Origin of the sequence: Spirillospora sp. NPDC052242, from assembly GCF_040679555.1 — a bacterium.
Taxonomy (GTDB): domain Bacteria; phylum Actinomycetota; class Actinomycetes; order Streptosporangiales; family Streptosporangiaceae; genus Spirillospora.
In genome coordinates, this window is the sequence record NZ_JBFAUZ010000030.1 from 97,771 (window position 1) to 116,848 (window position 19,078).

Sequence of the window (19,078 nt, forward strand, 5' to 3'; positions counted from 1 at the left end):
AAGAGATGCCCGCGGGCACTGCACAGAAGGCCCATTCATGCTTCATAATTTGTGCATCACAAGTTGTGCCATATCGGGTGAACCGGCGAGCGGCAGGGATCCGGAGGCGATGCGATGAGCGACACCGAAGAGGCCCCGCCGGGCGTGGACGTGTCCGTCCCGAGCGCCGCCCGGCTGTACGACTACTACCTCGGCGGCAAGCTCAACTACGCGGCCGATCGGGCGGCCGGCGCCGAGGTCAACCGGAAGGTGCCGGAGATCCGGGACGTCGCGTGGTCCAACCGCGGCTTCCTGCAGCGCGCCGTCCGCTGGGTCGCCGAGCAGGGCGTCCGGCAGTTCGTCGACGTCGGCGCCGGGCTCCCCACGCAGAACAACACGCACCAGGTCGCACGCGCCGTCCGCCCCGACGCCCGGGTCGTCTACGTCGACCACGACCCGATCGTCCAGATCCACGCGAACGCGCTGCTGGAGGGCGACGAGCAGACCGCGGTCGTCCTGCGCGACATGCGCGACCCCGAGGCCGTCTTGGACGACCCCGCCACGCGGCGGCTGATCGACTTCTCCGAGCCGGTCGCGATGATGCTGGTCGCGGTGACCCACTTCCTCTCCGACGAGGAGGACCCGTGGGACCTCGTCGCCCGCTACCTGCGGCGGCTGGTGCCCGGCAGCTACCTGGTCCTGTCCGCGGGCACCCAGGACTTCCAGCCCGAGTGGCGGGTCAAGGCGATCCAGGAGATCTACGCCAAGTCGGCGACCGGCGTGTACACGCGCACCCGGGAGCAGATCGAGCGGTACTTCGACGGCCTGGAGATCGTCCCGCCGTACGAGGGCGCGAAGGCCGAGGTCACCTACGTCGGCTTCTGGGGCGCCGAGGACGCCGAGCAGGCCGACAGCGACGGGTCCCGGTGGAGCTACTGCGCGGTCGGCCGCGTGCCCTAGCCGTCCGGACCCCGCCCGCCCCCCGCCCCCCAGACAGGAGATGGACGTGCGCAAACCTTCCGCGGCGGAACTGGGCGTCGACCTCGACGCCCTCGACTGGCGGCGCTCCGCCACGCCGGACGGGGCGATCGAGGTCGCCTTCGCGGGCGAGTGGACCCTGCTGCGCAGCACCGGCGAGCCCGGCGCGCTCGTGTCGGTGTTCGACGAGCGCGAGTGGGCGTGCTTCCTTGACGGTGCGAAGAAGGGGGAGTTCGACCGGGTCGCGGACTGAACCCGCGCCATCTGTGACGCACAGATGCGACCCGGACGGCCGGGTGCGGGCATGCGGAGGGAGGCGACGCCCGTGAGCGACGCGTACGGGGCCACCATCGCCAAGTGGACGCTGGCACGGCGGCTGAAGGAGCTGCGCGAAGCGTCCGGCTACACCGCCAACCAGGTCTGCGACCGCCTCAGCTGGGGGCGCGGCAAGGTCGGCCGGTTCGAGGCGAACACGTGGGTCCGTCCGGAGCTCAGCGACATCCGCGACCTCGCCCGCCTCTACGGGGCCGACGACGAGACCGTCGAGCGGCTCCAGGACCTCGCGCGCAGCGCCCGCCGCCGCGCCTGGTGGCGCGAGTACGGCGAGGTGTTCGAGAGCGTCGAGTTCCCCGGCTTCGAGAACGACGCGTCCGAGATCCTCGTCTACACGCCGCTGCTCGTGCCCGGGCTGCTGCAGACCGTCCCGTACATGCAGACGCTCCTGTCGTACGGGACGAAGCCGCCCGAATGGCGGGAGGTCGCCCTGCGCGCCCGGCTGCGCCGCCAGCAGATCCTGGAGCGCGACGACGACACCGCGCCCCGGCTCACGGCCCTGATCACCGAGGCGGCGCTGCTGTACGAGTGGGGGCACGGCGACGACCGCCGGGCCCAGCTCGCGCACCTGCTCAAGATGGCGGAGCGCCCCAACGTCGAGCTGCGGCTGCTCCGCTTCCAGGACGGCCTGCACCCCGGCATGGCGATGGTCTTCCACATCTTCCGGTTCCCCGGCGGGGAACCGCCCATGGTCTACCTCGAGACCGACGCGGCCATCCAGGACATCGATCCCGCCGACAACGTGGAGGCGTATGAGCTGATCTACGACCAGATCAAGCAGGCGGCGCTCGGCCCGGCCGACAGCGCCGAGTACATCAGCAAGCTCATGGCAACACTTGAGTGACCTCAAGGAGACAGCGATGGACCTCTCTCAGGCACAGTGGTTCAAGGCTTCGGCGAGCGCCAGCAGCAACGGCGCCTGCGTCGAGGTCGCCGACCTCGACGCGTGCACCGGGGTGCGCGACAGCGTGACGCCCGAGGCCGGCGCGCACGTCGTCGCCCGTCCGGTGTTCGCCGCGTTCCTCGCCGACGTCAAGGCGGGCCGGTACGACCGGTAGCCGCGGCCGCTGACCCGGACCCGCGGCGCGGGCGGCCCCGGGCGGAGGCCGCCTGAAGCCGCACACGAGATCCCCCAGGGCTGCACCCCTGGGGGATCTTCCGTGTGCGGCCCCTCTCAGGCGTTCTCCACGCTACAGCGCGTGCACCGCGCGTCCCAGATGCCCGCCGTTACGCGTTCGTCCGATCACGGCCGCGCGGATTTTGTCGGCCGGGGTCCGGATTGGTGACCATCTCGTTCGTCAACACATCTCCTTGCTCATGTTCGGGGTCTTGTCCGGTCGCGTGTGCAACACTGAATCTGTGATTCACAGGTAGCGAGTCGGGAACTGCAGGGCTTATGTCGCGATTGTCGGAATCATTTCGGCCGTGCCGTCCCCGGACCGCCTACCGCTCTCACGCGCCGGTGGGCGGTAGCCACGGAAGAACTCAATCGATTTCACCGAGGTGGCGACCATGACGAAGGCGGCGACGCTGTGCGGGGTCCCCTGGACGCTCGAGAACGGCGGCTGCACGGCCGTGCCCCTGCCCCCGGACGAGACGATCGCCGGTGTCGCGCGCGCACACGTCGCGAACCTGCTCCCGAAAGCCGGCGTCCAAGACGCGGACGACGTCACCCTGATGGTCAGCGAACTGGCCACCAACGCGCTCCTGCACGGCACCCCGCGCTCCGCCGACGGCAGCCGCAAGCCGTCCGCGGGCGCCGAACTCTGGATCTACCGCCGCGGCGACGGCCGCGGCCGCCAGGAACTCGTCGTCAAGATCTTCGACGAGCTCCGCTGCTGGCGGCGCCGCCCGTCCGCCGGCCCGATGCCCGAGCACGGCCGCGGCCTCGACATCATCGACATGCTCTCCGGCGGCCGCTGGGGCCACCACGCGTCCCGCTCCCGGCTGCGCTCCCCGCAGGTCTCCGGCAAGGCCACCTGGTTCGCCGTCCCGGTCCGCGCGGGCCGCGGCCGCCCCCTGTCGGCCGACCCCGCGCACGCCGTCGAGGAACTGGGCGCCCTCCTGGCCGACCGCGGCCTCCCCGCCCCGACCGCCGTCGCCCCCGCGGGCCTCGCCGTCGGCGACCTCACCGTCTGGTGCGAGCGCGCCGCCTTCCACTGGTGCGGCCGCGGCGGCGAACTCGCCCGCCTGCCCGTCGCCGACATCACCGAGGTCTGCGAACAGCTCGTCCAGCTCCACGAGGCCGCCCGCGAGACGGCCTGACCCGCACGTCCCGTCTCCAGGAGGGGGGAGACGGGCCCATCGTCCCGGCCGCGGGGACCGCTCCCGTCCCCGCCCGGTGCACCTTCCCGCCATGCGCTCACAGGCTGTGGACGGGGTTCCGTCAGTGGACGGCCGGTCCAGAATGGGGGGATGTTCGTCGGGATCCTCGGGCCGCTGGTGATCACGGACGCCGGGGCGCCGGTGCCCGTCGGCGGGGCGCGGCTGCGGGTGCTGGTGACGCGGCTGGCGCTGGACCCCGGACGGACGGTGACGGGCGAGGCGCTCGTCCGCGCGGTGTGGCCGGACGGCGGGCCGGCCGATCCCGGGCACGCCCTGCAGGCGCTCGTGTCGCGGCTCCGGCGCCGCCTGCCGGACGGCCGGGTGCGGTCGGAGCCGGGCGGGTACCTCCTGGACGTCGCCCCGGACGCGGTGGACGCGCACAGGTTCGAGCGGCTCGCGCGGGAGGGCGCGCGGGCGCTGCGCGGCGGGGAGGACGGGCGGGCGGCGAAGCTCCTCGGCGAAGCGCTCGGCCTGTGGCGCGGCGACCCGCTCGCGGACGCCGGGGACGCCCCGTTCGCCGCGGCCGAGGCCGTGCGGCTCCGCGGGCTGCGGCTCGCGGCGACCGAGGACCGGGTCGCCGCCGAGCTGGCGGCGGGCGCCGACCCGGGCGCGCTGGCGGCCGAGCTGGAGGGGCTCGCGGCGCGGCATCCGCTGCGGGAGCGGGTGCGGGCGCTGCTGGTGCGGGCGCTCCACCGGGACGGGCGTCCGGCGGAGGCGCTCGCGGTGTTCGAGGAGTTCCGGCGGACGCTGGCGGACGAACTGGGCGCCGACCCCGGCGACGAGGCGCGCGCCGCCTACCTCGACGTGCTGCGGGTCCCGCGGGCGCGGCCGCGCGGCAACCTGCGGGCGCCCGCGACGGGGTTCGTCGGCCGGGAGGACGAGTGCGCGTGGATCGCCCGGCGGCTGTGGGAGGGGCGGCTCGTCACGCTGGTCGGGCCGGGCGGTGCGGGCAAGACGCGGCTGGCGACGACGGTCGGGGAGCGGCTCGCGGAGCGGTTCCCGGGCGGGGTGTGGGTCGTGGAGCTGGCGGCGGTCGGCGCGGGCGGCGAGGTTCCCGGGGCGGTCGCGGCGGCGCTCGGGGTGCGGGGGCCCGAGCGGGTCGCCGAGGCGCTCGCGGGCGTGGAGACGCTGCTCGTCCTCGACAACTGCGAGCACGTCCTCGACGCGGCGGCGGAACTCGCGGGCGGGCTGCTCGGCGCCTGCCCGGGGCTGCGGGTGCTGGCGACGGGCCGGGAGCGGCTCGGCATCGACGGCGAGGCGCTGTGCCCGGTGCCGCCGCTGGACGGGCCCGACGCGGCGCGGCTGTTCGCGGAGCGCGCGGCGGCCGTCCGTCCCGGGTTCGACGCGGCGGAGAGCGCGGCGGCCGTCGCGGAGATCTGCCGGCGGCTGGACGGGCTGCCGCTCGCGATCGAGCTGGCGGCGGCGCGGCTGCGCGCGATGACCCCCGAGCAGCTCGCCCACCGGCTCGACCGGCGGTTCCGGCTGCTCGGCGGGGACCGCCGCCCGGCCCGGCACCGCACGCTGCGCGCGGTCGTCGCGTGGAGCTGGGACCTGCTGGACGAGCGGGAGCGGCGGCTCGCCGAACGGCTCGGGGTGTTCGCCGGGACGATCGCCCCCGAGGCGGCGCACCGGGTCGCGGGCGCCGGGCTCGACGACCTCGACGCGCTCGCCGACCGGTCGCTGCTGCAGGCGGTGGAGGGGGCGGAGCCGCGCTTCCGGATGCTGGAGACGATCCGCGAGTACGGGCGCGAGCGCCTGGCCGAGCGCGGGGAGCTCGACGGCGTCCGGGCCGCCCACCGGGCGTACTTCCTGGAGCTGGCGGAGCGGGCCGAACCGCATCTGCGCCGCGCGGAGCAGGCGGCGTGGCTGCCGCTCCTCACGGCCGAGCACGAGAACCTGCTCGCCGCGCTGCACGGCGCCGAGGCGGACGGGGACGCGGGCGCGGCCGTCCGGCTCGCGGCGGCGCTCGCCGTGTTCTGGATGCTGCAGGGCGACCACGCCGAGGTCGCGCGGCTGCTCCGCGGCGCGCTGGAGACGCCGCGCCGCACGCCCGTCCCGGCGGACGCCGAGGGCGCCGCCCTCGGCGGGTACGTGCTGAACACCGTGCTGGCCGGCGGCGCCGCCCGCGACGATCCGCTGGTCGGGACGCCCGCGCGCGGCGACCGTCCGCTCGCGGTCCTGGCCGGGCCCGGCGCCGCGCTGCTGGCGGACGACACCGCGGGCGGCCTCGCGGCCATCGACCGCCTCCTGCCCGGACGGGACGCCTGGACGCGGGCGACGCTGCACGTCATGGCCGCGATGCTCAACGGGAACGCGGGCGACATGGCGGCGGCGCACCGCGACCTGGCCGCCGCCGTCGCCGCGTACCGGGAGAGCGGCGAGCGGGGCGGCCTGGCGATGGCGCTGCTGTTCGCGGCCTCGACCGAGATGAGCGCGGGGGACTACGCCGACGCCGCCGCGGCGCTGGAGGAGTCGATCGGCCTGCTGCGCGCCCTCGGCCAGGAACGGGAGGCGGCGCAGCAGCGGGTGATGCTGGCGGTCGTGCTGGCCCGGTCGGGCGACGTCCGCCGGGCGCGCGGCGAGCTGGCCGCCCTGCTCGACCCGGAGGCCGCGACGCCCGCCCGGTACCTGGCCGGTGCCCGGCTCGCGCTCGGCGACCTGGCGCGGCACGGCGGCGACCCCGCCGAGGCCGAGCGGCACTACGCCGACGCCGAACGGGACCTGGAACGCGCGCCCTCCGGACCGCAGTACCGGTCCCTGCTGTCGACGGCGCGCGCGCACATCGCGATCAGTGCAGGCGAACGCGCCGCGGCCCGCCGCCGCCTGCGGGCCGCGCTCGCCGAGGCGGTCGCGGCCCCCGACATGCCCGTCGCCGCGTCCGCCGGGGTCGGCATCGCGCGGCTGCGGGCCGCCGACCGTCCCGCGGACGCCGCGGCGGCGCTCGGCGCCGCGTCCGTCCTCCGCGGCGGACCGGACGAGTCCGACCTCGACCTCGCGCACGTCACCCGCGACCTGCGGGACGCCCTCGGCGAGCGCGCCTTCGAGGACGCCCGCGCGCGCGGCGCGGCGCTCGACCTCCCCGGCGCGCTCGCCCTCCTCGAGGATCAGCTCCGCCGCCGGTAGGCGTACACGGCCAGCGGCGCGAACACCGCGAGGAAACCGGCCGCCCACAGCAGCGTCGCGGTCGCCGCGCCCGCGACCGGACCGCCGACGAGCAGGCCGCGGCAGGCGTCGACCGCGTGATCGACCGGGTTGACCTCCACCCACGCCCGCAGCCAGCCCGGCAGCGTCTCGGGCGGCACCGCCATGCTCGTCCCGAACGTCAGCGGGAAGACCCCGAGGAACGCCACCGTCTGCACGACGGTCTCCTCCTTGATCAGCACCCCGACCAGCACGTTCACCCAGCTCAACGCGAACCCCAGCGCCGCGCTGAGCCCCGCCGCCGCGATCGCCGCCGCGACGTTCGTCTCGACCCGGAAACCCATCAGGTAGCCGGTCGCGAACAGCACGGCGCCGGTGACGGCGTAGCGGGGGCCGTCGCTGACGACGAGGCCGACCAGCGGCGCGGACCGTCCGATCGGCAGGCTGCGGAACCGGTCGAACACGCCCTTCTTGACGTCCACGTTGATGGCGACGCCGACCGACACCATCCCGGCGAGGACCATCGTCATCACCAGGACCCCCGGGAAGATGTACTGCAGGTACTCCCGGGTGGAGCCGGACACCGCGCCGCCGAACAGGTACACGAACAGCAGCAGGAACATGATCGGCATGAACAGCGCGTCCAGCAGGACGCCCGGGTTCCGCCGCGTCTTGGTCAGGCTTCGCCCGGCGAGCAGCAGGCTGTGCCGGGCCAGTGCGAACGGACGCGCCCCCGGTCCGGCCGAGCGCGCCCTCGGGCGGGCGACGGTGCCGGTCATGCCGCGTCCTCCTTCTGCGCGCCGTGGCCGGTCAGGGTGAAGAACACCTCGTCCAGGCTCGGCAGCCGCAGCGACAGCTCGGCGACGCCGATGCCCGCCGCGTCCAGCCGCCGGACCGTCTCGGCGAGCGCGTCCGCGCCGTCCACCGGCACCGTCAGGACGTCCCTGCGCGGCGACTCGGCCGCGCGCCCCGACACCGCGTTCAGGATCGCGGCGACCTCCAGGAGCCGCCCCGGATCCCGCGGCCGCACCGTGATCGTCTGCCCGCCCGCGACCCGCTTCAGCTCCGCGGGCGTGCCCTCCGCGATCACCCGGCCCCGGTCGATCACGACGATCCCGTCGGCGAGCGCGTCCGCCTCCTCCAGGTACTGCGTCGTCAGCAGCACCGTCCCGCCGTCCGCCGTCATCGCCCGGATCATCCGCCACACGTCCTCGCGGCGGCCCGGATCGAGCCCGGTCGTCGGCTCGTCCAGGAACGTCACCGCCGGACGTCCCACCATGCAGGCCGCGAGGTCGAGCCGGCGCCGCATCCCGCCGGAGGACGTCGACACCCGGCGCCCCGCGTCGTCCGCCAGCTCGAACCGCTCCAGCAGCTCCGCCGCACGGGCGCGCGCGTCGCCCTTCCGCAGGTCGAGCAGCCGCCCGATGAGCACGAGGTTCTCCGTCGCCGTCAGGTCCTCGTCGACCGACGCGTACTGCCCCGTCAGCCCGATCTCCCGCCGCACCCGGGCGTCGTCGCGGACGACGTCCAGTCCGCCCACCCGCGCCGTCCCGGCGTCCGGCCGCAGCAGCGTCGCGAGCACCCGCACGACCGTCGTCTTCCCGGCGCCGTTCGGCCCCAGCAGGCCGAGCACGCTCCCGGGCGGCGCGCTCAGCCCGACGCCGTCCAGCGCGACCGTCTTCCCGAATCGTTTGACCAGGCCCTCGGCCCGGATCGCAACTTCCATGCGGCCGAGCCTCCCCGGCCCCCCTCACAAACCGCTCACACCGGTCTACTCCCCTCGGCGAGCGTGTGGGCGTTCCCTCACGGTCGGCGTCGGCCCGCACCCCGCCCCCGACCTCGTCATCGAGCGCCGCGCCGACGGCGCCGTCCGCATCCACGGCGACCCGGCCCTCCTCCACCGCTTCCCCCGCCTGTTCCGCCTCTGGCCCCGGCCCTCACGGACGGGTCACGCCGTGTCGGCGCGGTTCGCGCCGGGCGGAACCGGCCCCCACCAGGTGAGACGGCGCCAGACCCACTCCAGCGGCCCGTACCGGGCCCGGCGGAGCCACAGGTTGCCGAGGACGAGCCCGAGGCCGAAGACGGACGCGCCGAAGGCGAGGGCGGCCGGGAGGTCGGGAGACGCGGCCGGACGGACGACGCGGTCGGCCGCGACGATCGCGAGCGTCGCGCCGACGTAGTTCGTCAACGCCATCCGGCCCGGCGGGGCGAGGCAGCCCAGGAAGCGTGCGGCGCGCGTACGCGACGTCCACGCCACCGCCGCCGCGTAGCTCGCGGCCGTCGCCAGGCCCGCCCAAGTCGCCAGTGCGGAGCCGGGGCCCGCCGCCGCCGCGACCTGCCAGGCGTTCAGCGTGGCGGCGAGGACGAGGCCGAACAGGAGGAACTGCGCCATTCGGGTTGCGGGCGCGTCCAGGATCTTCCCGACGCCGTACCGGTGGATCGCGTACCCCACCAGGAACAGCCCGGGGACGAGCGCGCTGCCGCCCACCGTCGACGCCGCCGCGCCCGTGGCGACCAGGCCCAGCGCCAGCAGGGTCCGCCACCCGGGGACGAACGACGCGGGAAGCAGGACGGCGATCCCGACCACCGCGTACGTCAGCAGCACCTCGCGGGGGTGCAGCATCCGGTGGAGCGCGCCGATGGGGATCAGGAAGCCCAGCCGGGCGAGCATGAGCACCCGCGGGTGCGGCGTCCGGTCCCGGACCGCGTCCAGGAAGAGACCGAAGCTCAACCCGAACAGCAGCGAGAAGATCGGGAAGAACCGCTGGTGGAGCAGGGTCTCGTACGCCCAGTAGAGGGGGCCGGGGTCCGGCATGGGCGTGCCCGTGATCCCCACGGTGTTCACGATCACGACGCCGGACAGGGCGAACCCGCGGAGGACGTCGACCTCGGTGACGCGCGGGCGCGGGGCCCCCGCCGAACTCGCGGCGGCGGGCGATGATCGCGGCGCCATGCCCCTCCCGGTGTCGTCCCCCGCCCACCATGGCGCAGCCCTCCGGCCATGACCAGCGGCGGTGGCGGCGTGGGCCGGGGTTGACCATGATCGACTCTGCTGGAACCGTGGTCCGGCGATGGAGATCCTGCGGCCGGACGATCCGCGCGAAGCCGGCGCCTACCGGTTGCTGGCCCGGCTCGGCGCGGGCGGCATGGGCAGCGTGTTCCTCGGGCGCGCGCCGACGGGACGCACGGTCGCGGTGAAGTTCGTCCACGCCGAGCTGGCCCGCGACCCCGGTTTCCGGAGCCGCTTCCGGCGGGAGGTCGAGACGGCCCGCCGGGTGAGCGGTCCGTGGACCGCGCCCGTCCTGGACGCCGACACCGACGCGGACGCGCCGTGGGTCGCGACCGGCTACGTCGCCGGGCCCACGCTTCAGGAGACGGTCGCCGACCTGTACGGGCCGCTGCCCGAACGGTCGGTGCGCGCGCTGGCCGCGGGACTCGCGGAGGCGCTGCGCGAGGTGCACGGACACGACGTGGTGCACCGCGACCTCAAGCCGTCGAACGTCCTGCTCACGCTGGACGGGCCGCGCGTCATCGACTTCGGCATCGCGCGCGCCGGCGACGGCGGCGCCCTCACCCGGACCGGTATGGTCGTCGGCACCCCCGGCTTCATGCCGCCCGAGCAGCTGCGCGGCGAGCGCGTCACCCCGGCCGGGGACGTCTTCTCGCTCGGCGCCGTCCTCGCGTACGCGGCGACCGGGCGGCATCCGTTCGGCGCCGGGGAGGGCGGCGCCGCCGCGCTGACGTACCGCGTCGTGCACGAACCGCCCGACCTCGACGGCATGCCGCCCGGGCTGCGCGAACTCGCGGAGCGGTGCATGGCCAAGGACGCCGCCGCGCGGCCGTCCCCCGCGGAGATCGCCGCGGCGGTCGCGGCGCCGGACGCGTCCGGGTCGTGGCTGCCCGGCGCGGTCGTCGAGGCCGTGGGGCGGCGCGCCGTCGAACTCCTCGACCTGGAGCGCGGCGACGAACGCCCGGGTCTGGGCGTCCCGGGCGCGGCGGCCGCGCCGCCGCCAGGGCCGCCAGGGCCGCCGGGGTCCCCGGCGGGCACGGTCCCGTTGGGTTCGACGGGGACGAACCCGCCGGGCGTCCTGCCTGGGCCGTCAGGCGCCCCGCTTAGGCCGCCGGGTGTCCCGCCGGGGGCGTCCGGGCCGTTCGCGCCCGGTCGTCGGGCGATGACGGTGCTCGTGCTGGTCGCCGTGGCCGCGTTGAGCTTCGGTCTGCTCTTCGTCGTCGCGATGAGGACGTCGGGCGCGGGCGACGAGGGGGAGCCGCGCGCGGGGCAGACGACCGGCCCGCCGCCGGCGCCCACCCGGAGCACCGAGGGCGCGCCGCCGCCGAGCGAGCCCGTCGAGACGCCGTCGCCGTCGCCCTCCGGCGGCGACGCGGCGGGCACGGGCGACGTTCCGGAGGGCTTCCTCGGCACGTGGACCTGGGAGGGCGAGACCCCCGACGACGGCCGGGTCTCCCAGCGCATGGTCATCACCCAGGGGAACCTGGACGGATACGTCATGGACGTCACGACCACCGCCTCCGACTGGCTGTGCGTGCAGCGGGGCCGACTGCGGGAGGCCGCCCCGCACGTCATCGAGGTGAGCGTCCACAACGTCCGGAACGTCGGGGCCGGGGGCGACTGCAGCGGCCCCCCGCTCCGCCGCGTCTTCAGCCTCCAGGACGACGGGACGCTCAGACGCGGGGCCGGGGCGTCGCCCCGCGTCTACCGCAAGGTCGGGGAGTAGGGGTCAGATCGTCCCGGCGTTCGTGAGGGCGTCGAGGTCGGTGGGGGTGAGGCCGAGCAGGGCGCCGTAGACCTCGGGATTGTGCTCGCCGAGGGACGGGCCGAGCGCGCGGACCTCGCCGGGGGTGTCGGAGAGCTTCGGGAAGACGTTCTGCATCGGGAACTCGCCGAACTCGGGGTGCGCCATCCGGATGATCGCCTCGCGTGCGCGGTAGTGCGGGTCGGCGAGCATGTCCTTCGCGCGGTAGGTGAGGCCCGCGGGGATGCCGTTCTCGTGCAGGAGGCCGAGGAGCGCGGCCGAGTCCTGGGCGGACGTCCAGTCGCCGATGAGGCCGTCGAGTTCGTCGGCGTTCGCGCCGCGGGCGCCGTGGGTGGCGAACCGCTCGTCGTCGGCGAGTTCGGGACGTCCCATCAGTGCGGCCAGCCGGCGCCAGATCGTGTCCCGGTTGGCGGCGATGAGGACGGGGCCGTCCTTGGTGGGGTAGACGTTGCTGGGGGCGACGTTCGGGAGGACGGAGCCGGTGCGTTCGCGCTGGTAGCCCGCGATGTCCCATTCGGGGACGAGGGACTCCATCATCGCGAGGACGGCCTCGTAGAGGGCGGAGTCGACGATCTGGCCGCGGCCGGTGCGGTGCCGGGCGTGCAGGGCGACGAGGGTGCCGAGCGCGGCGAACGTCCCGGCGAGCTCGTCGCCGAGGGAGATGCCGGCGCGGGACGGGGGCTTGTCGGGGTCGCCGGTGACGTAGCGGATGCCGCCCATCGCCTCGCCGATGGAGCCGAACCCGGCGCGGGGGGCGTAGGGGCCGTCCTGGCCGTAGCCGGTGACGCGGGTGACGATGAGGCGGGGGTTCTCGGCGCGGAGCCCGTCCGGGGAGAGGCCCCAGCGTTCGAGGGTGCCGGGGCGGAAGTTCTCCACGAGGACGTCGGCCTGCGCGATGATGCGGCGGGCGAGGGCCTGGCCGTCGGGCGTGCGCAGGTTCAGTGTGATCGACTTCTTGTTGCGGGCGAGGATCGGCCACCAGAGGGACTTGCCGTGCGGCTTCTCGCGGCCCCACTCGCGCATCGGGTCCCCGGCGCCCGGCGGTTCGATCTTGATGACCTCGGCGCCGAAGTCGCCGAGCAGTTGCCCGCAGAACGGGCCGGCGAGGAGCTGGCCCATCTCCACGACCCGCAGGTCACCGAGTGCGTTCATCGTCGTCCTTCCGGTTCAGGTTGGCGGCGGCGGCGCGGATGTGGGCGCGCATCACCGCTTCGGCCCAGTCGGGGTCGCCCGCCGCGATGGCGGCGACGAGTTCCCGATGGTGGTTCATGGAGCGGTCCAGCTCGGCGGGGTCGTAGCGGCGGAACGTGCCGACGATCAGCGGGGCGTGCATGACGGACGTGAGCATCCCGGGCAGCCGCCGGTTCCGGGACGCGTCGATCAGCGCGGCGTGGAAGCGGGAGTTCAGCCGCGCGAGTTCGCCGAGGTCGCGGCCGGCCGCGGCGGCCTCCATGGCGTCGCAGAGCGCGGTCAGGTCGGCGAGGACGGCCGCGTCCTGGCCGATGCGCGCGGCGCGGGCGGCCGCGTAGGGCTCGAGGAGCGAGCGGAGTTCGAAGATCTCCGCGAGGTCCTCGCGGGTCCATTCGACGACGCGGGCGCCGCGGTGCGGCAGGACCTCGACGAGGCCGTCCGAGCCGAGCCGCTGCAGGGCCTCGCGCACCGGCGTGCGGGACAGCCCGAGGGTCTCGGCGAGCTCCGACTCGCCGAGCCGCGATCCGGCGGCGGCGTCCCCGGACAGGATCATCCGCCGCACCGCGTCGTACGCGACGTCCGCCGCACGCGCCATGACACCTCCTTGATTGCATGCAATATAGTCATCTTCGGCACGCAATTGGCAAATCTGGAGGCACATTGCATACAACGGTGGTGGAGGTCGGTCCCCGGGACGGTCTCCAGAACGAGGCTCGCGTGCTCACCCCGGACGACAAGATCGCCTTCATCGCGCGGTGCGCCGAGGCCGGGACGCGCCGGATCGAGGCCGTCTCGTTCGTGAACCCGAAGCGCGTCCCGCAGATGGCGGGGGCGGAGGAGGTCATGGCCGGGGTGCCCCGGGGGGACGTGCGCTACAGCGGGCTCGTCCTCAACCGGCGGGGGCTCGACCGGGCGCTGGACGCGCGGGTCGACGAGGTGAACGTGGTCGTCCCGGCATCCGACGCGTTCAGCGTCCGCAACCAGGGGGCGACCGTCGCCGAGATGCTGGACGCGTGGGACGGCATCGCCGCCGCGGCGGCGGAGGCGGGGGTGCCCGCGACCATGACGATCGCGGTGGCGTTCGGGTGCCCGTTCGAGGGGGAGACGCCGCCCGAGCGGGTCGCGGAGATCGCGCGCCGGGCGCACGCGGCGTCCGAGATCGCCCTCGCCGACACCATCGGGGTGGGCGTTCCGGGACAGGTCCGCGACCTGACGCGGCGCGCGCGCGAGGCCGCCCCGGGGATCCCCTTGCGGTTCCACTTCCACAACACGCGCAACACCGGGTACGCGAACGCGCTCACGGCGGTCGACGAGGGCGTGACGACTCTGGACGCGTCGGCGGGCGGGTTCGGCGGATGCCCGTTCGCGCCCGCCGCCACCGGCAACATCGCCACCGAGGACCTGCTCTACGCGCTGCACCGCGGCGGCGTCGAGACCGGGATCGACATGGCGCGGGTCGCCGCGACCGGGGCGTGGCTGGGCGAGTTGCTCGGCGAGCCCGTGCCGGCGCTGCTGGGGCGGGCCGGGGGCTTCCCGGGCCGGTAGGGGATCCGCGCGGCGCGGGGTTACCCGGCGTCGCGGGAGACGCCGCTGCCCTCGTAGGAGCCGAGGTCCTCGACCAGGTCGAGCAGTTCGGGGTGGTCCTTGAACCGGTCTTCGTGCACCTTCGCGATCTTCTCCGCGATCTCGGGGTCGGCGTCGTCGGTGAGGTCGAAGGAGACCATGTTCGCGATGAGCGGCAGGCCGGCCGCGTCGATCTCGCGGTGCAGGGGCGCGTACATGTAGGTGCGGTAGGCGTCGACGTCCTTGAGCACGTACACGGCGCCGTAGTCGAACTCGCCGCCGATGTCGCGGCCGACCAGGTAGGACTCGACGACGTCGAGCTCGCGGCCGAGCCGCCGCATGAGGTCGAGGGCGTGCTCGACGCGGTCCTTCGGGGCGTCCGGCTTCAGGGCCATGCGGACCTGGTGGTAGATCATGGCGAATCCTCCTCGCAACGCTTGATGCAACTGGTTGTTGCTTTTAGGAGGCTAGGGTGGCGGCGAGGGCTAACGCAACACCTTGGCGCGTTTAATCGGCCCTAAATGCGTCGGATCGTTGCGTCTGGGGCGGGCGGGGTTCTACGTTGGGCCCATGGAGGAAGCTGCGGAGGAAGGCGTTCACCAGGTACGGAGGGACGCCGCGGTGGCCCGGCCCGGCGGGCGGACGGCCCGGGTGGCGCGGGCGGTCGTCGACGCGACCCTCGCCGAGCTGAGCGAGGTCGGGTACGCCGCCCTGCGCATCGACGCCGTCGCCGAGCGCGCCGGCGTCAACAAGTCGACGATCTACCGCCGCTGGGGCGACAAGGTCGGGCTGGTCTCGGCGGCCCTGCTCGAGCGGCGCGGCGAGCTGGCCCCCGCGCCCGACACGGGCGGCCTGCGCGGCGACCTCATCGAACTGCTCAAGGGGATCCGGCTCGGGCTCAAGACGCCGTGGATCGCGGCGCTCCTCCGCGAGGCCGGGCCCCGCACCGACCGCAACACCGAGCTGTACCGGCTGCTCGACGCGTTCTGGCCCGCCCGCTACCGGGCGGCGCGGGTGATGTTCGAGCGGGGCGTCGAGCGCGGCGAGTTGCCCGCCGGCGCCGATCCCGACCTCCTGCTCGAGGTGATCTCGGGCCCGCTCTACTTCCGGTACCTGATGCTCGGCGAGGACATCGACGACGCCCGCCTCGAACGGCTCGCCGACTTCGTGCTCGCCGGAGCGGGCGCGACCCCCGCCCCGGCGGCCGACCGCTGACGGTCGCTCGCCGACGGCGCTCGCCGACGGCGCTCGCCGACGGCGGCCGCTGACGGCGGCCGTCAGGAATCGCCCCTCCGGGCGCCGCCCCGGGCCTCCAGTGCGGTCATGTACCCGGTGAGGACGCGCTTCAGCTCGACCATCAGCGCGGCGCGCTCGTCCTCCGAACCGGCCTCCGCCACCAGGGGGACGAGCGCCTTGAACACCTGGATCAGGACGCGCGCGCCGCGCGTCCGGTCGGCCGCTGCGAGGCCCGGCGCGCGCGCGGCGAGAATGCCCTCGACGCGTCCGAGCAGCGCCTCCTGGATCGGACGCGTGGCGGCGGAGAGCTCGGCCGGCATGTCGGGGCGCGCGAACAGCGCCTTGAAGCCCGGGTTGGCGAGGTTGAAGGCCATCAGCGGGTCGACGATCCGGTCGATCAGCTCCGCGAGCGGCACCGTGCCCGGGTCGGCGGCCTCGAAGGCGGTGCGGTGGGCGCCGCCCATCTGCGCGGTGAACCGGTCGGCGAGGGCCTTCGCGATCGCCTCCTTGTTCGGGAAGAACTGGTAGAGGGAGCCGGGCGAGATGCCCGCCGCCGCCGCGATCTTGTTCGTCGTCGCGGCCTCGTACCCGGACTCGGCGAGCACCGCGGCCGCCGCGTCCAGGATCTGCGCGATGCGGCGCTCCCCGCGCGCCTGCCGCCGCACCGGCTGCTGCCGCGCGCCCGCCCCGGACCCGCCGTCCCCGTCCATCGCCGTCCTCCCGCCGTGCCGCCTGCGACCCGTCGAGTATTGCAAATACGAGTAACCGCTCGTATTATGCCCAGGAATTACGAGTACACACTCGCATATTAACGTCGCCCCTGGGGGAGCACGTGTTCACACCGCACGGCCTCGGCCGGTTCGTCACCCGCAGGCCCCGGCTGATCAGCGCGATCGGCCTCGCCGCGCTCGTCCTCGTCGGGATCGTCGGCGCCGGCACGATCGGCGCCCTGTCGCTCAACCGCTTCGAGGCGCCCGGCTCCGAGTCGATGCGAGCCCGCGACGCCCTCGCCCGCGACCACGGCACCGGCAGCCCCAACGTCGCGCTCCTCGTGACGGCCCGCACCGGCACCGTCGACGACCCCGCCGCCGCGGCCGCCGGACGGGCGCTGACCGCCGAGCTCGCCGCCCGCGACGGCGTCGGCGACGCCTGGTCCTACTGGACCCGCGGCGGCACCGACACGCTCCGCAGCGAGGACGCGCGGCACGCGCTCGTCCTCGCCTGGGTCCCCGGCGACGCCGACCACGTCCGGACGGGCGTCCTGCCCGACCTCGCGGCCGACCTCGCCCGCACGGACGGGGCCGTCGAGGTGACCGTCGGCGGCGGCGACGAGGTGTTCCGCAACGTCATGGAGCAGGCCCGCGCCGACTTCGTCCGCGCCGAGCTGATCATCCTGCCGCTGACGCTGCTGCTGCTCTGGGTCGTCTACCGGCGGTTCGCCGCCGCGCTCGTCACCCTCGCGACCGGCCTGTTCGCCGTCCTCGGCTCCCTCGCGCTGCTGCGGATCCCCCTCGCCTTCACCGAGATCTCCACGTTCGCGTCCAACATCGCCCTCGTCATGGGCATCGGCCTCGGCGTCGACTACGGGCTGTTCATGATCTTCCGGTTCCGGGAGGAACTCGCCGCCCGGGGAGGCGGCGACGGCGACGGCGACGACGTGCGGGAGGCGGTCGTCGCGACCGTCCGGGGCGCCGGACGGACGGTCCTGTTCAGCGGCGTCACGGTCGCCGCGGCCCTCGCCGTCCTGCTCGTCTTCCCGTTCCCGTTCCTCGCGTCGTTCGCCTACGCGGGCGTCGCCGTCGTCGCCGCGGCCGTCGTCGCCGCGACCGTGCCGCTCCCCGCCGCCCTCACCCTGCTCGGCCGCCGCGTCGTCCGCCGCGCCCCGGCGCACCGCGCCGCCGCCCGCTGGCACGGCTTCGCGGCGGCCGTCATGCGCCGCCCGCTCGTCCTCGGCGGCACCGCGCTCGCGCTCGTCCTGCTGCTCGGCGCCCCGTTCCTCGGCGTCCGGTTCGGACTCCCGGACGATCGCGTGCTGAACACCTCGGCGCCCGTCCGGCAGATGTACGACGAGATCCGCGCCTCCTTCGCCGTCGAGGAGGCCGACGCCCTGCAGATCGTGCTGCGGGACGCCGAAGGCGCGGGCCCCTACGCGGCCGAACTGTCGCGCGTCGACGGGATCGTCCGCGTCGACTCGCCCGCCGGGTCGTTCGCGGACGGCGCCCCCGTCCCCGCGCCCGCCGGGGCGGAGTACACGTCCGGCGGCGGCGCCCGCGTCGTCGCCGTGCCGGCGTCCGAACGCCTCGCCGCCGACGCCGTCGGGCTCGTCGAGGACGTCCGGGCCCTGCCCGCCCCGGCCCCCGCCCTCGTCGGCGGCTACCCGGCCGAACTCGCCGACTACCGTGACGCCGTCACCGCCCGGCTCCCGGTCGTCGCGGGACTGATCGTCGCCGTCACCGTCGTCGTCCTGTTCCTGATGACCGGCAGCGTTCTCGCCCCGCTCAAGGCGACCGTCCTCAACCTGCTGAGCCTGTCCGTCATGTTCGGCGCGCTCGTCTGGGTCTTCCAGGAGGGCAACCTGTCCGGGCTCCTCGGGTTCACCCCGACCGGCTCCATCGAACCCAGCATCCCGATCCTGATGTTCTGCATCGCCTACGGGCTCTCCATGGACTACGAGGTGTTCCTCCTCTCCCGCATCAAGGAGGAGTACGACCGGACGGGCGACGCCGCGGCCTCGGTCCCGCTCGGCATCGCGCGCAGCGGCCCCCTCGTCACGGCCGCCGCGCTGATCCTCGCCGTCTCGTTCGCGACCTACGCCACCGGCGACGTCGTCTTCCTGCAGCAGCTCGGCATCGGGATGGCCCTCGCCGTCCTCGTCGACGCCACCCTCATCCGCGGCGTGCTGCTCCCCGCGTTCATGCGGCTCGCGGGCCGCGCCAACTGGTGGGCCCCGCGCCCGCTCCGCCGCCTGCACCGCCGCGTCGGGCTGACCGAGGCGCCGTCCCCCGCACCCGTCCCCGTCCCGGTCGCCGAGGAGGTGCGGGGGTGAGTAGCCGCGCGGGACGGCTTTGAGTACCCGAGCGGATCCGCCGCGACCGTCCGCACCGGTCGGATGGGGGCATGGACACGATCACCCGCCGGGCGGCGCATCCCACCGCCGTCGCCGTCCTGGTGCTGCTGCCGCCGCCGGTCCTCGCCGGGACGCTGCGGCTGGTGGGCCCCGGGCACATCACGATCGACGCGAACCCGGGCCTGCTCCCGCTGTACTGGGCGCCGCCCGCGCTGATGCTGGCGTCCGCGGTCGCGGCGCTCGCCGGCGGATCCGTCCGGCGGGCGCGGCGCCGCCCGGGGCACCGCGGCCTGTGGGCGACCGGCGCCGCGGGGCTCCTCCTGGTCGTGCCGCTGCTGCTGTTCGCGTTCGTCTGCCTGTACGGCGCGTCCGCGAGCACGCTCGACGGCGGCTGGCTCCCGGAGGACCGCTGACCCCGTGACCGGCCGGGGGCCGGGAAAGGGTCGAGCCCGGGGCGGGGGCGGCGCCGGCGGCGGCCCGCGCGCCGCCC

Annotated in this window: 18 protein-coding genes; 11 read left to right on the forward strand and 7 right to left on the reverse strand. The window is 75.1% G+C overall.

The features are described 5' to 3' along the window. Nucleotides 1-114: 114 nt before the first annotated feature. The 6 genes from AB0L25_RS24285 (at nt 115) to AB0L25_RS24310 (ending at nt 6,738) form a co-directional block, all read left to right on the forward strand. Nucleotides 115-939 (forward strand): SAM-dependent methyltransferase, encoded by an 825-nt coding sequence (locus tag AB0L25_RS24285; RefSeq protein ID WP_500174959.1) that lies wholly within the window; start codon nt 115-117, stop codon nt 937-939. A 46-nt stretch (nt 940-985) separates the two neighbouring features. After that, the gene (locus AB0L25_RS24290; RefSeq protein ID WP_500174960.1) at nt 986-1,210 is read left to right on the forward strand and encodes a DUF397 domain-containing protein; all 225 of its coding nucleotides are present in this window, start codon (nt 986-988) and stop codon (nt 1,208-1,210) included. 72 nt (nt 1,211-1,282) lie between these two features. Continuing rightward, nucleotides 1,283-2,134: a helix-turn-helix domain-containing protein gene (locus AB0L25_RS24295; protein ID WP_500174961.1), complete on the forward strand. Its 852-nt coding sequence runs from the start codon at nt 1,283-1,285 to the stop codon at nt 2,132-2,134. A gap of 16 nt (nt 2,135-2,150) precedes the next feature. Next, complete coding sequence (locus AB0L25_RS24300) at nt 2,151-2,348, forward strand: DUF397 domain-containing protein (RefSeq protein ID WP_500174962.1); 198 nt, start codon at nt 2,151-2,153, stop codon at nt 2,346-2,348. 454 nt (nt 2,349-2,802) lie between these two features. After that, the gene (locus AB0L25_RS24305; protein ID WP_500174963.1) at nt 2,803-3,555 is read left to right on the forward strand and encodes an ATP-binding protein; all 753 of its coding nucleotides are present in this window, start codon (nt 2,803-2,805) and stop codon (nt 3,553-3,555) included. A gap of 150 nt (nt 3,556-3,705) precedes the next feature. Then, nucleotides 3,706-6,738, forward strand: coding sequence for an ATP-binding protein (locus tag AB0L25_RS24310; protein ID WP_500174964.1), 3,033 nt, complete (start codon nt 3,706-3,708; stop codon nt 6,736-6,738). On the opposite strand, the gene AB0L25_RS24315 is transcribed toward AB0L25_RS24310, so the two are convergent. The 3 genes from AB0L25_RS24315 to AB0L25_RS24325 form a co-directional block, all read right to left on the reverse strand. Then, on the reverse strand, nt 6,720-7,535 hold the full coding sequence (locus tag AB0L25_RS24315) for an ABC transporter permease (RefSeq protein ID WP_500174965.1): 816 nt from the start codon (nt 7,533-7,535) through the stop codon (nt 6,720-6,722). The two genes, AB0L25_RS24310 and AB0L25_RS24315, sit on opposite strands and share 19 nt — an antisense overlap. Next, nucleotides 7,532-8,482 (reverse strand): ATP-binding cassette domain-containing protein, encoded by a 951-nt coding sequence (locus tag AB0L25_RS24320; protein WP_500174966.1) that lies wholly within the window; start codon nt 8,480-8,482, stop codon nt 7,532-7,534. Before AB0L25_RS24320 ends, AB0L25_RS24315 begins: the two co-directional genes overlap by 4 nt. A gap of 222 nt (nt 8,483-8,704) precedes the next feature. Then, nucleotides 8,705-9,709, reverse strand: coding sequence for a DUF418 domain-containing protein (locus AB0L25_RS24325; protein WP_500174967.1), 1,005 nt, complete (start codon nt 9,707-9,709; stop codon nt 8,705-8,707). Between the two features lie 118 nt (nt 9,710-9,827). Here AB0L25_RS24325 and AB0L25_RS24330 point away from each other — a divergent pair, with 118 nt between their 5' ends. Beyond that, nucleotides 9,828-11,492: a serine/threonine-protein kinase gene (locus AB0L25_RS24330; protein WP_500174968.1), complete on the forward strand. Its 1,665-nt coding sequence runs from the start codon at nt 9,828-9,830 to the stop codon at nt 11,490-11,492. Nucleotides 11,493-11,495: 3 nt separating this feature from the next. Here the strand turns inward: AB0L25_RS24330 and AB0L25_RS24335 are convergent, their stop codons facing one another. Further along, on the reverse strand, nt 11,496-12,683 hold the full coding sequence (locus AB0L25_RS24335; protein ID WP_500174969.1) for a CaiB/BaiF CoA transferase family protein: 1,188 nt from the start codon (nt 12,681-12,683) through the stop codon (nt 11,496-11,498). Next, on the reverse strand, nt 12,667-13,317 hold the full coding sequence (locus tag AB0L25_RS24340) for a GntR family transcriptional regulator (protein ID WP_500174970.1): 651 nt from the start codon (nt 13,315-13,317) through the stop codon (nt 12,667-12,669). The genes AB0L25_RS24335 and AB0L25_RS24340 overlap by 17 nt, the downstream gene beginning before the upstream one ends. 17 nt (nt 13,318-13,334) lie before the next feature. Here AB0L25_RS24340 and AB0L25_RS24345 point away from each other — a divergent pair, with 17 nt between their 5' ends. Then, nucleotides 13,335-14,267 carry a hydroxymethylglutaryl-CoA lyase gene (locus tag AB0L25_RS24345; protein WP_500174971.1) on the forward strand — a complete coding sequence of 311 codons (933 nt, stop codon included), beginning with the start codon at nt 13,335-13,337 and terminating at the stop codon, nt 14,265-14,267. A 20-nt stretch (nt 14,268-14,287) separates the two neighbouring features. Here the strand turns inward: AB0L25_RS24345 and AB0L25_RS24350 are convergent, their stop codons facing one another. Beyond that, on the reverse strand, nt 14,288-14,701 hold the full coding sequence (locus AB0L25_RS24350; protein ID WP_500174972.1) for a Dabb family protein: 414 nt from the start codon (nt 14,699-14,701) through the stop codon (nt 14,288-14,290). 154 nt (nt 14,702-14,855) lie between these two features. Here AB0L25_RS24350 and AB0L25_RS24355 point away from each other — a divergent pair, with 154 nt between their 5' ends. Next, a complete protein-coding gene (locus AB0L25_RS24355) occupies nt 14,856-15,500 on the forward strand; it encodes a TetR/AcrR family transcriptional regulator (protein ID WP_500174973.1) in 645 nt (214 codons plus the stop codon). 62 nt (nt 15,501-15,562) lie between these two features. On the opposite strand, the gene AB0L25_RS24360 is transcribed toward AB0L25_RS24355, so the two are convergent. Beyond that, complete coding sequence (locus tag AB0L25_RS24360) at nt 15,563-16,231, reverse strand: TetR/AcrR family transcriptional regulator (RefSeq protein WP_500174974.1); 669 nt, start codon at nt 16,229-16,231, stop codon at nt 15,563-15,565. Between the two features lie 122 nt (nt 16,232-16,353). Here AB0L25_RS24360 and AB0L25_RS24365 point away from each other — a divergent pair, with 122 nt between their 5' ends. Together AB0L25_RS24365 and AB0L25_RS24370 are read left to right on the forward strand one after the other, a co-directional pair. Further along, complete coding sequence (locus AB0L25_RS24365; RefSeq protein ID WP_500174975.1) at nt 16,354-18,567, forward strand: MMPL family transporter; 2,214 nt, start codon at nt 16,354-16,356, stop codon at nt 18,565-18,567. A 71-nt stretch (nt 18,568-18,638) separates the two neighbouring features. Continuing rightward, entirely contained in the window at nt 18,639-19,001 is a 363-nt protein-coding gene (locus tag AB0L25_RS24370; RefSeq protein WP_500174976.1) for a hypothetical protein, read from the forward strand. Nucleotides 19,002-19,078 lie beyond the last annotated feature (77 nt).